General features: G+C 58.2%; 14 protein-coding genes. 9 read left to right on the forward strand and 5 right to left on the reverse strand.

The genetic code is table 11. From position 1 onward, the window contains the following. Positions 1 to 9 precede the first annotated feature (9 nt). The 5 genes from M1136_02400 to xylB all read left to right on the forward strand — a co-directional run bounded on the left by M1136_02400 (position 10) and on the right by xylB (position 5153). Positions 10 to 1047, forward strand: coding sequence for a zinc-binding dehydrogenase (locus M1136_02400; protein ID MCL5074490.1), 1038 nt, complete (start codon positions 10 to 12; stop codon positions 1045 to 1047). Position 1048: 1 nt separating this feature from the next. Further along, positions 1049 to 2305: a lactate racemase domain-containing protein gene (locus M1136_02405; GenBank protein MCL5074491.1), complete on the forward strand. Its 1257-nt coding sequence runs from the start codon at positions 1049 to 1051 to the stop codon at positions 2303 to 2305. A 114-nt stretch (positions 2306 to 2419) separates the two neighbouring features. Continuing rightward, on the forward strand, positions 2420 to 3013 hold the full coding sequence (locus tag M1136_02410) for a corrinoid protein (protein ID MCL5074492.1): 594 nt from the start codon (positions 2420 to 2422) through the stop codon (positions 3011 to 3013). A 26-nt stretch (positions 3014 to 3039) separates the two neighbouring features. Further along, the gene (locus M1136_02415) at positions 3040 to 3588 is read left to right on the forward strand and encodes a D-lyxose/D-mannose family sugar isomerase (protein ID MCL5074493.1); all 549 of its coding nucleotides are present in this window, start codon (positions 3040 to 3042) and stop codon (positions 3586 to 3588) included. A 2-nt stretch (positions 3589 to 3590) separates the two neighbouring features. Further along, positions 3591 to 5153 (forward strand): xylulokinase, encoded by a 1563-nt coding sequence (xylB, locus tag M1136_02420; GenBank protein ID MCL5074494.1) that lies wholly within the window; start codon positions 3591 to 3593, stop codon positions 5151 to 5153. A 52-nt stretch (positions 5154 to 5205) separates the two neighbouring features. On the opposite strand, the gene M1136_02425 is transcribed toward xylB, so the two are convergent. From M1136_02425 to M1136_02445, 5 genes are all read right to left on the reverse strand, one after another. Continuing rightward, entirely contained in the window at positions 5206 to 6195 is a 990-nt protein-coding gene (locus M1136_02425; protein ID MCL5074495.1) for an AIR synthase family protein, read from the reverse strand. A 37-nt stretch (positions 6196 to 6232) separates the two neighbouring features. Further along, on the reverse strand, positions 6233 to 7174 hold the full coding sequence (locus M1136_02430; protein MCL5074496.1) for an MBL fold metallo-hydrolase: 942 nt from the start codon (positions 7172 to 7174) through the stop codon (positions 6233 to 6235). A 578-nt stretch (positions 7175 to 7752) separates the two neighbouring features. After that, positions 7753 to 9159: a stage II sporulation protein M gene (locus tag M1136_02435; protein MCL5074497.1), complete on the reverse strand. Its 1407-nt coding sequence runs from the start codon at positions 9157 to 9159 to the stop codon at positions 7753 to 7755. A gap of 2 nt (positions 9160 to 9161) precedes the next feature. Beyond that, the gene (locus M1136_02440) at positions 9162 to 10085 is read right to left on the reverse strand and encodes an ABC transporter ATP-binding protein (GenBank protein MCL5074498.1); all 924 of its coding nucleotides are present in this window, start codon (positions 10083 to 10085) and stop codon (positions 9162 to 9164) included. A gap of 3 nt (positions 10086 to 10088) precedes the next feature. Continuing rightward, entirely contained in the window at positions 10089 to 10982 is an 894-nt protein-coding gene (locus M1136_02445) for an NAD-dependent epimerase/dehydratase family protein (GenBank protein MCL5074499.1), read from the reverse strand. 252 nt (positions 10983 to 11234) lie between these two features. Between M1136_02445 and M1136_02450 the strand changes: the two genes are divergently transcribed. From M1136_02450 to M1136_02465, 4 genes are all read left to right on the forward strand, one after another. Then, positions 11235 to 11600, forward strand: a complete 366-nt coding sequence (locus tag M1136_02450; protein MCL5074500.1) for a hypothetical protein — start codon at positions 11235 to 11237, stop codon at positions 11598 to 11600. Continuing rightward, complete coding sequence (locus M1136_02455) at positions 11597 to 12118, forward strand: hypothetical protein (protein MCL5074501.1); 522 nt, start codon at positions 11597 to 11599, stop codon at positions 12116 to 12118. The genes M1136_02450 and M1136_02455 overlap by 4 nt, the downstream gene beginning before the upstream one ends. Next, positions 12115 to 13842, forward strand: a complete 1728-nt coding sequence (locus M1136_02460) for a DUF11 domain-containing protein (GenBank protein ID MCL5074502.1) — start codon at positions 12115 to 12117, stop codon at positions 13840 to 13842. The genes M1136_02455 and M1136_02460 overlap by 4 nt, the downstream gene beginning before the upstream one ends. Before the next feature lie 505 nt (positions 13843 to 14347). Next, positions 14348 to 15361 (forward strand): tyrosine-type recombinase/integrase, encoded by a 1014-nt coding sequence (locus tag M1136_02465; protein MCL5074503.1) that lies wholly within the window; start codon positions 14348 to 14350, stop codon positions 15359 to 15361. Positions 15362 to 15409: the final 48 nt, after the last annotated feature.

The following is a 15409-nucleotide window of genomic DNA, read 5'->3' on the forward strand; positions in this document are numbered from 1 at the left end:
GGAGACGAAATGCTCGCGTTGATGAAAACAAGCCCAGGTCCTGGAAACGTGAGGCTCGAAGGCATGCCCGAACCGCAGCCCGGTCCCGGTCAAGTGAAAATCGAGGTCAAAGCGGCGGGCATTTGCGGTTCCGACCTGCATATCCTCCACAGCGACATCCACTTGAACCTTCGCCCTCCCGTGATTATGGGACACGAGTTCTGCGGCGTGGTCAGCGCGCTGGGTGAAGGAGTGGACGATCTCAGAATAGGCGAACGGGTAACAAGCGAGACGGCCTTCAGCGTATGTGGTACATGTCTACACTGTCAGACAGGCAACTACAACCTGTGCAACCAAAAGTATCTGATTGGCTATGTCTATCACGGATGCTTCACTAAATACTGCATCGTCCCGCGCATGCGAGTTCACCGATTGCCAGAAAACCTGAGTTTCCACGAGGGAGTGATGTGTGAACCACTGGCTTGCTGCGCCCACGCGGTGTCCGAACTCACGGTGATCTCCCCGTCGGAGACTGCGGTTGTTGCAGGCCCTGGGAGCATTGGACTCTTGTGTATGCAGATCGCCAGGGCCGCAGGCGCGTTTGTCGTCGTATCAGGCGTTCGTGCCGATGAGACACGGTTGTCGCTGGCACATCGACTGGGAGCGAATGTGACGGTGAATGTGGAGGACGAATCGTTGAGCGAGGTGCTTCTTCGATTAACTGACGGGCGCGGCGCGGATGTTTACCTTGAATGTTCTGGGTCACCTGCGGCTGCACGCGCGGGTTTGGAGGTGACTCGCAAAGGAGGACGCTATACCCAAGTCGGCCTCGCGAGCGGCGCATTCCCACTCGACTTTGCCCAGGTCGCCTATCGCGAACTCAAGGTCACAGGCTCGATTGGTTCCAAGTGGACGTCGTGGATCACCGCGCTCAACCTGCTGAGGAGCGGGCAGGTCCAGGTCGCCGCCCTGGTCAATACAGTCTATCCCCTGTCCAAGTGGGAAGAAGCCTTTCGCGCATTTGAAGACAAATCTGCCCTGAAGGTGCTCTTGATTCCAGAGGATTGAAATGTCATCGCCAGAGCCTTATCCGATGATGTATCCCGTCGAGCAACAACTTGTGTCTAGACCCATCGCCGACATTCCGTCGCAGGTGCGCGCGGAATTGGAGCGTTGGTCGGGATGGAGCAGCCTGCCCAAGAGAGCAAGCATAGCGATAACGGCAGGCAGCCGAGGCATCGCGAACATCGCTCTCATCCTGCGCGTGCTGTGCGACGACCTCAAGAGACGCGGGTTTCAACCCTTCCTCGTACCAGCGATGGGAGCGCATGGCGGCGCATCCGTGGAAGGCCAACTGGCGCTACTGGCCGATCTTGCGATCACACCGAAGACGATAGGAGCGCCCATCCGCGCAAGCCTTGAAGTTGATGAGATCGGCCATAGCTGTAGAGGACAACCCGTGATGATGGACCACCTCGCTCATCGCGCTGACGGACTGATTGTCGTCGGACGAGTGAAAAAGCACACGGACTTTACAGGGCCAGTGGAAAGCGGATTGGCGAAGATGATTGCCATCGGCCTGGGCAAACACGATCAGGCAGCGTATATTCATAGTTTTGGGGCAGAAGGCTTGCGCACACTCATCCCGGAATACGCGCGTATTGCGCTAGAGAACAGCTCCATCATCTTCGGTCTCGCAATCATCGAAGATGGCTATGATGCTACATCGGACATTATACTTATCCCTCGCGAACGCATCGCCGATGAAGAACCCAGCCTCTTGCGGCGCGCGGTCGAGCAAATGGCGAAACTGCCTATCAAGAACATTGACCTGCTCATCATCGAGCGCATGGGCAAGGAGATTAGCGGATCAGGCATGGACACCAACGTCATCGGGCGTTTCCGTGTGCCCGGCGAGCCTGACCCTCCTGCACCGCGCGTCGAGTATCTGGTGGTTCTCGATCTAACTGATGCTTCGCATGGCAATGCGATCGGAATGGGTCTAGCAGACCTCACCACGGCGCGGCTGGCCAGCAAGATTGACCAGGAGACCTTTTACATGAACGCCACGACGAGCGGTTTCCTCGAAAGGGCTAAACTTCCATTAGTCTGTCCAACAGATCAGGCTGCAATTGATCTCGCGCTGCGGCTTCTCGCTCCTGTGCTGGCAGATCAGGCGCTAGTGGTTCGTATTCCAGACACGGCCCACCTCGCTCACTTTTGGGCGTCAAGTGCGGTGTTGAAGGAATTATACGACGTATCAACAGTTTCCATCGCGCACCAGGCACAGAGGCTCACATTCTCAGCAGACGGCGCGCTGCGCTAAAGAAAGCAAGTCTACCATGCACGATCATCCATCTGAACTGATCACAAATCGGGATAGGGGGTCATTATGACGGAGATTCTCAACGAGATTCAACAGGCGGTCATTGTCGGCAAAATGCCTCAGACCCAAGTGCTGGTTCAACAGGCTCTGGATCAGGGCCTCTCGGCGAATGAAATCCTGAACAGAGCGCTGATCCCTGCTATGACTGAAGTCGGCGCACGCTTTGAACGCAGTGAATTCTACGTGCCAGAGATGCTCATCGCGGCACGCGCCATGAAGGAAGGTTTGGCTCTTCTCAAGCCCAAACTAGCCCAGGCCAGTGTCAAGCCTATCGGCAGGGTCATCATCGGCACAGTAGTGGGAGACTTACATGACATTGGCAAGAACCTGGTGGGGATTATGATGGAGGGCATGGGCCTGGAAGTGATTGACCTCGGGGTAGATGTCGCGCCAGCCAAGTTCGTGGAGGCGGTGCGAGACACAGCGCCCCAAATCATAGGCATGTCTGCCCTACTCACAACCACGATGACAGCGATGAAGGCGACGATAGAGGCGCTCAAAGCTGCGGGATTGCGCGACAAGGTCAAGGTGATGGTTGGAGGCGCGCCGGTAACACATAAATTTGCCGAGACCATCGGCGCGGATGTTTATGCATCTGACGCCGCGTCCGCGGCCTCGCGCGCTCGCGCACTCTTGCAGAGCAACTAAGTAGGTTGACAGAATGAGGGAAAACGATGATCAGAAAATCAGAACTCGCATTCGCTCAAAAACGCACGCTCGAATACTTGAAGCGCGCGGGCATTGCCATAATACCTGAAGAGGCTGCGCGCATCGAGGTCGCCGATTTTGGTTTGGGCGAACCCTCGCAGACGGGCCTGGAACTCTTGACGTACGTTAACACCGATCGCGTGTGCGCCAAGGAACTGGTTTTGTTTCCAGGTCAGACCTGCCCAGAACACTATCACCCACCGCAAGGGGACGAGCCTGGCAAGGAAGAAACCTTTCGCTGTCGTTGGGGAACGCTCTATCTTTACGTTCCCGGCGAATCGACGCCGAACCCGAAAGCAAAGCCGCCTGAGCAAAGCCGCCAGTACTATCAGGTGTGGCATGAAATTGTTCTAAAGCCGGGGGAGCAGTACACGTTGCCGCCGAACACAAGACATTGGTTTCAGAGCGGCGAAGAAGGCGCGGTGGTTTCTGAATTCTCCACGCACAGCGACGATGCAAGTGATATTTTCACCGATCCGCAAATCCAACGGATAACCCAGGTGATTGACGATTGACCATGACCTACTTGATGGGCATTGACGTTGGCACGACGGGTGCCAAAACGCTCATCATCTCCGAGAGCGGCGATGTCGCCGCCAAAGCGATGGCCGAGTACCCACTTTGCACTCCCCATCCCAACTGGTCGGAGCAAGACCCGGAAGACTGGTGGAGCGCGACCGTGCAGAGCATCCAGGCCGCGCTGGCGCGGGCGAACGTTTCCCCGCGCAAGATCAAGGGCATGGGGCTTACAGGTCAAATGCACGGCCTGGTGCTGCTTGACGCAGATGGCCGTGCGCTTCGCCCTGCTATGCTATGGAATGACCAGCGCAGCGAGAACGAATGCCGCGAGATCACCGAACGGATCGGCATTTCGCGCCTGATGGAACTCGTCTGCAACCCCGCGCTGCCTGGTTTCACCGCGCCGAAAATTCTCTGGGTTCGCAAGCACGAGCCTCAAGTCTACGAGAAGGTCGCCCATATCCTGCTGCCCAAAGACTATATCCGCTATCGCTTGACCGGCGAGTTCTCCACCGATGTTTCCGATGCCTCAGGAATGCTGCTGCTCGACATACGTCGCCGGGCTTGGTCGGATGAGATGCTGCGCGCTCTCCAAATTCCTCGCGAATGGCTGCCCACATCTTCAGAATCCACGACCGTCACCGGCGGCGTGACAGCGCACGCAGCACAAGCGACCGGGCTGCATACAGGTCTGCCTGTTGTCGGCGGCGGTGGAGATCAGGCTGCCCAAGCAGTGGGAAGTGGAATCGTCGCGAATGGTCTGGTGTCCGCGACGATTGGCACGTCGGGCGTCGTGTTTGCGCATACCGACGAATTGCGCGTCGAACCGCAAGGACGCTTGCATGCGTTTTGTCATGCTGTACCCGGCAAATGGCACGTGATGGGAGTGATGCTTTCTGCGGGCGGCAGTCTGCGCTGGTTCCGCGATGTGCTCGGTCAGCTAGAGAAGACAGTGGCGGATCTAACGGGGCGCGATCCTTACGAGTTCCTGATGGAAGAAGCGGGGCGTGCACCTCCGGGTAGCAAAGGGCTTGTATTCTTGCCATATCTCAGCGGCGAACGCACCCCTCATCCTGACCCCAACGCTCGTGGCGCGTTTATCGGCCTCACACTGCATCACAACAAGGCAGACATGGTGCGCGCGGTACTAGAGGGCGTGGCGTTTGGCCTGCGTGATTCGCTCGAGTTGCTGAAGGAATTGGGGCAGGACGTACGGCAGGTGCGTATCTCCGGCGGCGGAGCACGCAGCGCGTTGTGGCAGCAGATCCTCGCGGATATCCTCGGTGCGGAACTTGCTACAGTCAACGTTACCGAAGGGGCAGCTTACGGCGCAGCGCTCCTTGCAGGCGTCGGAGCTGGGGTTTGGCCGAACGTGGAAGAAGCCTGCCAGTATACCATTCGCATCACTAGCCATATCGAGCCGATTCCGGAACACAACGCATGTTACGAAGAACAGTATGCCCTGTATCGCTCTCTATATCCGGTCTTAAAGTCTACGTTTCAGCGTATCAGCCAGATGAACGCGTCAGGGCTAGTTGGGTTCGCTGGAGAGCAACGCTGATCTGCTAGCTAAAACCAGCGGATGGTCACGATTTTGCCATCAGCTGAGACGATTATTTTATCTTCTCTAGTATTCGCCAGAGCTCGTCCCTCTCACAGGGCACGAGAGGGATACCTACACCCTCTCTATAGAGCAGCCTCTCCCCTTCGGTCACCCGCCCGATGAGGGATGCGGCGATTCCTTGCTCTTCGAGTGCCCCCTTTATCCTTTGCCCATCTCTGGCTGTGATCAGCATCGCTCCACTGGAGATCAGCCGCAGAGGGTCAGCCCCAAAGAGGGCACAGATCGCCTCGGTTTCGGGCCGAATAGGGATCCTCTCCAGCCAGACCTCCAATCCCACCCCTGAGGCCTCAGCCAACTCGAAAAGCCCCCCGATCACTCCACCCTCCGTGACATCGTGCATAGCACTAACGCCACAAGCCGCCGCCTTGATCCCCTCAGGGACAACGCTGATCTGGCGAATAAGGGCCTGGGCTCGCTGTACGGTAGCCAGATCCAGAGTACGCAGCAGCATATCCCCATAATCTATGGCCAGAATGGCCGTTCCCTCTATAGCCGCACTCTTGGTGATCAAGAGATCGTCCCCGGGCTGGGCCCCAGCGGAGGTAACGAAGCGCTCCTTGGGTGCCCGACCGATGGCCGCCAGAGAGATGATGGTCATGGGCAAGCCAGGGGTAACCTCTGTATGCCCCCCAAGCACCTCGACACCCAGCTCCAATGCCGCCTGATGCACCTCCTCCATGATGCCCCGCACCTCATCCTCAGTGCTCTCCTCCGTCAACAGCAACGTGGGAAGAACGCCCAGCGGCGTGGCCCCATTGGCCGCCACATCGTTACAGGAGATATGGACGGCCAACCAGCCCGAACGCTTAGTGGCCCCGGTGATGGGATCGGTGGAGACCACACAGACCGAATCCCCGAAATCGATGACGGCCGAGTCCTCGCCCAGGGCAGCGTGAACCAGGACATCCTTCCGTCTCATCCCCAGGTAGGGGAAGACCAGTTTTTCTAAAATATCTGGAGGGAGTTTTCCTGTGCGCATAATAGAGGTCAGAGAGAAAGAGGCCAGCGGGAAGCCATCACCGCGCCTCCTGCACCGGCTGATCCACTCTCCCCAAGCGGAGCTCCTGTCCCTCCGCCGCCGCAAAGACTCTCATAGCTGCTCCGCACTGAGCCGCCCGCTCCTGAGCATACCGCTCTAACCTCTCTATGACTTGATCAGTGTGGTCAGGATCATGATGAAAGAGGGCCAGTTGCCCCACCTGCGCCTCAACAGCCACATCTACGGCGTAGTCAACGCTGCTATGTCCCCAACCAACCCTTTCCGTGTACTCCTCAGCCGTGTACTGGGCATCGTGGATCAACAGCTGAGCACACTGGGCGAAGGAGGCCAGGCGACGATTACCCTCATGGGTGAAACGATCACCCTCCCCGTGGCCGGAGGTGAGACGATGGTTTACATAACTAGAGAGGGCCGCCCGCTGGGGGGCGTGGGGTTCAGTATCAGAGGCATAAACCAGGACCGACCCATTGATCTGAAGGCGGTAGCCAAGGGTTAGGGAGGTATGATGAAGGGGGAGGGTAGTGACCTCTATGTTATCGATCTGGAACGAGCCCTCGGTTAACTCATGGAAGGTCAGTCGAGCAGGTAGTTGCCTCAACCGCAGCGGAAAATAGGGGTACTCCATCTGCCCAGCGAAGACCTCATCCAGCCTTCTATCCATATCCTGAGGGCCATAAATGGCGAACTCATTTTCAGGCCTAAAGGCAGGAACAAAGAAGGGGAAACCCTGAATGTGGTCCCAGTGCAAATGAGAAAGCAGGATGTGTCCCCTGATGGGGTGGGGCCAGTGCTTATCCAGCCAGTGGCCGAGATTCCTTATCCCTGTGCCACAGTCGATGATGATCAGGGTGTTATCGTCAGTGATCACCTGAAGGCAGGCTGTATTGCCGCCGTACCTTAAAGTAGCGGCGCCGGGTACTGGTATAGACCCTCGGGTGCCCCAAAACTTAATTCTCATCTATCTCTCTTAGATTTAGAAATGGCGAAGGGCCCTCGGTCATCGAACAGCCAGACGGATGTTCTGGCTAGGGATTGTATCCCCAGCCCATCCTTCTGTCAACTTTCCTGGAAGACGCCTTCGCCCCCTGGCCCCCTTCTCCCACAAAGAGAGGGGGGAAATGATGACTAGGGCGGAGCCCTAGAACCCTCCAAGGAGGGTGCGCCCTCCTTGACCGCCCCTCGCTTCAGCGGGAGAAGGGGGGATAGATCTAGGGTGTATTCCGATTCACCCTAAGGCTAGCCCCCTTCTGGACTACCCCCTTAAGATAAAAAGGGATTGGATCTGGGTCGTATCCCACTTCACTCTAAGGGGCAGTTGGCCACGTGCTCCTACTGCCCCCCCCCCGACCTCCCCAACGCCCCGGCGGGAGAAGGGGGATTATAACCTGGGCTGCATCCCGCTTCGCTCCGCGTAGTGGGGCGGCGCCCTCCCTCCTTGACCTGCCTGCTGCAGGCGCAGGCAGGCCTCCCCGGCGGAAGAAGGGCAAGGGAGACACAAGCGCTCACTCAGTTGACATCGGGGACTTGTAATGTCCTCTACGGTCCGTAGAACAGGGTGATGACCCGAGGGGTGAGGTGGACTTCTAATATAGCCGACAGGAGCAGCAGGGGAACGATGAACGTCAGCAGGATGCGCAGCCAGTTCATCGCCGCCTGCAAAACACACTCCCCAATCGGATGACCAGCCCTAGTATTGAAAACGGCCATCCCCAGGGCAAAATTGAAAGCGGCGGCGATAGCCAGGGTGGGGAGCTCAATCAGGCCATGCGGGAGGACCCAGGCCAGAAGGTAACGCAGGGGCTCCCCACCGGCCGTAGCCACCTGCCCGGCGAAGAACCCCAGAACGGCCAGGGGCAGCATCACCGTGAGCAAAGCAAACGTGCCAAAGGAGAACAACGCTAAGACCGCCCCCACCAGCAGAGCCCTCAGATTGTGGAGGAATATGCCCTGGACGGTCAGACTCGGCAGCCCAGCGACCGGCCCAGACGGTGCCCCGGAAGACAGCCCGGATGGGACTATGCTCAATCCCAGCGGATGAGAGAGGGAGTAGCCATAGGCTCCCCCAAAACTGAGCAGCATCACACCTACAACGATCAGCAAGGCAACGAGATTCTGGCGCAGTAAGGCGACCGAATGTCCATATATGTCCCACCGCCCCAACGACTCCGTTGGACACAGGAACATCGACCAGGCCTTCGCTAGTGTCTCGCGTCGGCTGGGGCGATAGCTCTCCTGGGAGAGGACCGCCTCACGGTCAAAAAGCCTCACCCCCAGGCGCACCAGAAGCACGGTTACGACCAGAGCCGCCAGGACGAGCAGCCAGACGATAGGGAGATAGCCAGATTGCAACAACAGATACTCAAACTGGAGCAGAGCTAAGACAGGCGTTATGATAAAAATGGCCATTAAGTTCGCCCCTCGCGTCGTGAGAGCATTGCTGGAGACAATGAGGGCTGCCGCCGTCATCAGGGCACACTGAACGGTGTTGATGCCTATCACCTGAGAAAGCAGTTGATTCGTCACCACACCGAAACCCGTTAAGATGGAAACCAGACTGAAGATGACGATGGAAACATAGGTGAAGGTTAAAGAGGGGATAACGGCCGCCATAAACTTCCCCAGGTAGATTTCCCCGTCCGTCAGGGGCGTCACTAACAACCACTCCAGCGTGCGTCGTTCCCGTTCGCCAGCGAAGCCCTCCAGGGCGAAGACCAGGGAGAACGAGGAGGGCAAAAAGCCGATCATCAGGGCCAGGAAGGGGAAAATCTTGCTCAGGTCAGAGAAAAGGTTCAGCTCCCGCAGAAGGGGTTGCAGCGACTGCATTCCCAGGACCAACAGGACAGGGAAGACTACGGCCAGCAGAGCCAGGGGAACCAAGGAACGCCATCCCGCCGCTGCCTCCCGTATATCCCGCTCGCTGATGATCACAGCCTTCTCTATCATAGTCAAGCAGCCACTAACTTAAGGTAGACATCCTCAAGGCTACGCGGCACCTCCGCCAGGGAAACGACCTGATGTCCAGCCTCGACCAAAGACCTTACGACCAGCGGATTGGTCGCCGTCGGACTCTCGGTCCGAAAGCGCAGCCAATCAGGACCAGTATTCTCCACCTGAACGAGCCTCCTTAGCCCAGGAACGGCCTCATCCAGCGCTGCCCCAGCAGCGGGACACAGCCGCACCTCGAAGGTAGGTGGACCAAGGAGTTCATCCTTCACCCTGGCCAATGGACCCCACTTCAGCAGCCGCCCGGACCTGATGATGGCCACGCTGTCAGCCAACAGCTCCGCCTCGGCCAAATTGTGCGTACAGACGATGATTGTATGACCACCGCGCTTCAATTCGGCGATATAATCGCGGACAATCTTCGCATTGCTGGGGTCAAGGGCCGAGGTGGGCTCATCCAGGAATAGCACTGCCGGATTATGAATCAAGGCCCGCATCAGGGCCATGCGTTGCCGCATACCGGCCGAAAAAGCGCCGATAGCCGTATGTCTATGCTCCCAGAGTCCGAACCTGGTCAGCAACTCCTCGCTGCGCTGCTGAATGGCCCGTGGGGATAGGCCATACAGCTGCCCGAAAAAGAGCAGATAGGCGAGCGGGTCCATACGGGGATAAAAGCCTGGCTGCTCGGTCAGTAGCCCCACTACAGCGTGTACCCTCGCCGCCTCTTGAACGGTATCGTATCCAGCAATGCTGGCCTGCCCAGCCGTGGGGCGTAGTAAACCACTCAGCATCCTGACTGTCGTCGTTTTCCCCGCTCCATTCGGCCCTAACAGAGCCAGGGTTTCCCCAGGGTTCACCTCAAAGGTGAGTCCATCCACAGCGGTAAGAGGGCCAAACTGCTTAGTTAGAGCGGAGGCGACGATCATCACTTACCCACCTAAAGTCTCACGCAACCCTTCGGTCAGGCTATACCGCGGTCGCCACAAGCCAGCGGCGATGATCTTAGATACATCCAAACAGGACCGGAATATCTCTCCCTTCCTGAGCGGCCGATAGCACACCCCCACCGGCTCGCCCAGCTGCTGCACCAGAAGACTCAATAGCTGGTTGATAGTGGTAGAACAGCCCGTACCAATGTTCCAGACATCATTCTTATTATACCGCAAAGTGGCCAACACGGCCTCGACGACATCCTTCACGAAGACAAAATCTCGCTCTTGTTCGCCAGAGCCGAAAATCTCCACTGGCTCACGCTGGCGTAGCCGCTCCATGAAAATGGCCACCACCCCTCCCTCCAAATCGCCCCTCTGACGGGGGCCATAGACGTTGGCCAGGCGCAAGATGGCGAAGTCGAGCCCACTCAATTCGATCAGCCTCTCAGCACAATACTTGTGCAGGCCATAGTAGCTCTGCGGCGCCGGCGGGGTCTCCTCGGAGGCTGGCGTCTCCGTCTCCCCATAGATAGCCCCACCGCTGGAAAGAAAGACGATCTTGGGCACAGCGTACTCCTGGCACAGTTTAAGCAGGTGCTGTGTGCCCTGGACGTTCACCAGTAGATCGAGGGTCGGGTTCTCCATAGACCCGACGACGCTCACATGCGCCGCACAGTGGATCAGGGACTCAAAACAATGGCGCTGAAAAACTCTGGCCAGTTCAGCACAGGTTATATCCAGCCGGTAGAAGGTTACCCCCAGAGGGAGGTTAGCTGCCTCACCGGAGCTGAGGTCATCCACAACCACCGGAACCAGTCCCATCCCCAGAAGGGCCTCAACGATGTGCGAGCCGATGAAACCAGCGCCTCCGGTAACTAGTATCTCTGTCACTTGATGCTCTCGTCCCCCCTGCCCCCCTGCCACCTCGGCGACGGGGGATTATAGACAATGAAGCCTCGTTGCCCGCATTCTACTATGGCCTCAGACAACCGTCAAACTCGACACAGTGCAGGATTTCATGTTGCTGGTTTAAGCGCTCAGATGATATACTTCCTATAGTGAATGCCTGTGGTGTACTGTTTTACACAATGCCATCGCCTTGTGTTATACTCCCTTTAGGGAGGGCGCCCTTGGGCAACGATCATGAGGAGAGCACTTCTGGCCGAGAAAGGCGAAACTATTGCTGAGGTTTTAGTGGCCCTCGCCTTCGTCGCCATCATCATCCTGCCCTTGCTGAACGCCATGTCGGGCAGTGCCCTGGCCACCAGGCTCAGCGACGAAAAGGCGATCGCCGCCAATATAGCCCGATCACAGATCGAGTACATCAAGAACCAGACCTATAACTCCACGCCAACAGCCTATAGCCTCGTCGCTACCCCCCCTGATTACGCTGTCGATATCACCACTTCCACAACCGTCTCCACCGATTTGCAGAAGATCGTCGTCAGGGTCAGCCATTATGGAAAGGTCATCCTCACCCTGGAGGACTACAAGGTGAACCGCCAATGAACGAGAGGGGACAAAGCATCATCGAGCTCCTGATGATGATGGCCATCTCCAGCCTGTTGGCCGTCTTCATCACCTCCTTCGTCCTGCTCACCTACAGGACCTTCAGCGATACCACGCGCAGCGCCAGCAACATCAAGGACATCAGTCTGGCGGGTACCTGGCTGGCCGAGGACATCACAGCGGCCCAGTCGGGTAATGCCCCCCAGATCAGCCTCTCCCCCACACCGGTTGGCAATACCCTGACCCTGGCCTGGAACGATCTCTCCCCCAGCCCAACGGTGACGCATACCGTCCAATACAGCCTTTCCGGCAACCAGCTCCTGCGCACTCATTCGACCAGTAGTGGTCCTCAGACAACGATAATCATCGCCCGCAACCTCGCCGGCCCCAACGACCTCACCTTCCAACTGAGTGGCGATACCTACAACCCACTGGTAACCGTAAACATCACCGTCACCAGTGATAGCGAGGTCCTCACCTCCACCCTCAAGGTAGCCTCACGGAGTCGGTACCAATGAGAAACGAGAGAGGCGCAGCAATCATCATCGTCCTCTTCGCTGTAGGGGTGGCGGCCCTCCTGATCCCCCCCGGGCTCACCCTGCTGAGCAGCCTGCTGATTCAGCTGAACCAGAGCGACCAGATGGCTATGCATTACTACGCCGCTGATTCAGGGATAGAATATGCCATTGTCAGCTTAAAGAACGATCCCAGCCTGCGCGGCAACATCACTACCTCTTATAAAAACAACCCGAACAATACCACCAGTATCACCATGCCCTCCGACCCCCCGAACGGGATCACTACCACCGTGACTGTCAGGCTGCTCAACCCCGGCCAATGGAGCTCCACGCAAGGACCTTCGCTCCAACTGGCTGAAGGTATTCGCCATGGACTGACAGCACTCTGGCACAAGGCTAGCCTCCCCTTATCCCTCGTTTGGGACAGTCACTCGACGGCCGAGGCGGCCAGCACCGAGATCGTCCCTAATAGCAAGGGGGTACAGGACAACACCGGCTCCCTGCTGGCTAACGTCCAGAGCCAGGATGCCACTACCTATGACGTCAATAACGCCTCAGCGGGCAACAACATCATGCACTTCAACGGCTTCAGCACCACAGGGCTGCCCACACAAGGCGACCTGATCGCCGCTGTGCTCACCATCGTCTACAGTACCGATGGGAGCTATCCCGTTACCGCCAGCGCGGTCGATTACCTCCAATGGGGAAAGGGCAGCCAGGGGCAACCGAACGCCTCTACCTTCGTGAATACGAGCATCCTGCCCTCGCGCACCAGGGCACCGACCTCTTATAATACCGAGACCTACGATCTGTTGGCCAACCAGGGCCAGGTAGGCGGGCTGAGCCTGAGCGATATCCCGTATATTAACATCCGCTTCACCAACACCAGTACCGGGTCGGATAAGGTCCTGCACGTTGACTACATCAAGATCGCGGTCAGCGCTGGGGAGGCAGGCTTATATCTCACCAAGACCGTCTCCCCCTACATTCAAAACCCAAGCGCGCCCATCACCTACACCGTCAAACTGACCAACTCCACGTCTCAGACGCAGACCTTCAGCTCCATCTCCGATCAGCTCCCTTATGGCTTCACCTATATCACCAGCTCCAGCCGCTGGAATGGGACAGTGACCGCCGACCCCAGCATCAGCACCGCCAACAACGTCCAGACGCTGACCTGGAGCGGTCTCTCGCCCTCCAGCGTGCCCGGCAATGGCACGGCTACCCTCGTCTTCCAGGCCAACACGGGGACCGCTGGCGGCAACCTCTATAATAGTGCCTCTTGCGTCACCACCAATTACGGTACCATCAGCACTGGCGATACCGCCCCGGTCCAGGTGTTGGGCGATGCCACCGTTAACCTCACCCCGACTGCAGGGCCCAACGGCTGGACGATCATGGTCATCGGCGATGGCGCTGCTGTCAACAAAGAGATAGTCATCAAGTGGGATGACCAGACCGTAGTGGCGACGGTGTGGTCCTCCAGCAAGGGGGATTTCCAGGTCCAATTCGACATCCCTTCAGATAGTACGGGCACCTTTGGTACGCACACCATCACCGCGCAGAATACGACCGGTAAGATTTACAAGGCAGCGGCCAGCCTGAGGGTGCAGGCGAAGTACGAGATCATCACCACCACGTCGCTGCAAACGATAAGGGCCAGGGTATCCTTCACTGATGCGGGGGTGGCGGGGATTCGGGTCTACTCCTGGCTTAACCAATAGAGGGCGCTGGAGACCGAACAATGGGGGTTCCAAGGAGGGAGTAGCCCCTTTGGCAAGGGTATAGGGATGTATCCCAGAGCACAAAAAGACCGCAAGGGCCATCTTTATTGACATAACAATAATATCTCCCCTACTGTAACATTTTCACTCTTCTCCCGCGGGGGGGGTCAAGGTGTAGGAATGCAGCCTATATCCAGAGAGAGCAAGCGGGGGACAAGCCCCCGCGCTACATCTTACATCCTCTTAAAGGGGTAGTCCAGAAGGGGGGTGATCCTCCTTCTGGGAGGGTTCTAGTCGCCTCAGGCGACTAGTCTATAATCCCCCTGTCGCCTCGGCGACGGGGGGTCATTGTCGGAGGGACGGGGGTGCCGAGAGGCGAGGTACTACTCGAAAATGGCCCCTTTTAAGGGGCGAATATTGCGTATAAGGAAACTTATACGTATAATATTTGGGGCGGGGCCCGCGGTGGTCTTGGGCCCCGCTTCACCCAAAAGGAGCGGCTCCTATGACTATCGATGAAGCCATCGAATCGTTTCTCAACGGCCTGCGTAAATCGCCCCGCACGGTGATCACCTATCGGGGTGGACTGAGCAAGTTCCGCGCCTACCTGAGCGAGTCCCTAGATATAGATCCCTCCTCTGCCCCCACCACGGCCCTCACCATCAACCAGGTCCTAAATTTTATGTCAAGCTTAGCGCCCAACGATGTCCGCACGGCCGGCGAGGTCTCGGCCATGCGCAGTGCCCTAACCTACCTCGCCGCCGTGCGTAAGTTCTACGCCTACCTGGTCGCCTCCGACCTGCACCCCGAGCTCTCCACCGAAAAACTCTCGCTACGCCTCAAGGACGCCCTCTATCGCTTCTCCCCTCCCCCACCCAGGGTGCGCACGGCCGACCTGGAACGGCTTTTAAGTTATGTCAAGTCCCTGCCCCCCACACAGCGACCGCACCAGGAGCTGCGCCGTCTCAAAGTGATCGCCCTCTTCCTCCTGCTCTATCGCACCGGGATGCGCATCTCCGAGCTGTGCGCCCTGCGGCGCCAGGACGTAGACCTGGACCAGGGAACAGCCTTCGTCTTTCGGGGCAAGGGGGGGAAGTCTCGCCTCACCTATTTCGATAGCGAGACGGCCGCAGCGCTGGCCGCCTACTGGCAGGCCCGTCTGGACAGCGCCCAAGCACGGGTGGGCGAGCTCCCCGCCTTCTCCGGGCGGGATAAACCGGGCGACCCTGGCCGCCCTATCAGCCCACGCACCGTAGAGGCCATCGTCGCCACATGCTGCCGAGCGGCCGGCGTCGAGTCAACCGTCACACCCCACACCTTTCGCCACGGCCTGGCTACCGAACTGGTGCGCCGGCGCGTGCGTGAGTCAGTGGTCCAAAGGGTCATGGGGCACGCCAGCCCAGCGACCACCCAGATCTATGTCCACCTGGTGGGCAACGAGATTCGAGAGGAGTACCAGGATGCTTTCGGCCACTACCATCCCCCACGGCCGGATGAACCCCCCTCCACCCCAGATTGAATCCCGACCAGTTCCGGGCCTACTCCAGGCAGAGACGGAGCCCTGAAA

This window comes from Chloroflexota bacterium, assembly GCA_023475225.1.
Taxonomy (GTDB): domain Bacteria; phylum Chloroflexota; class UBA6077; order FW602-bin22; family JAMCVK01; genus JAMCVK01.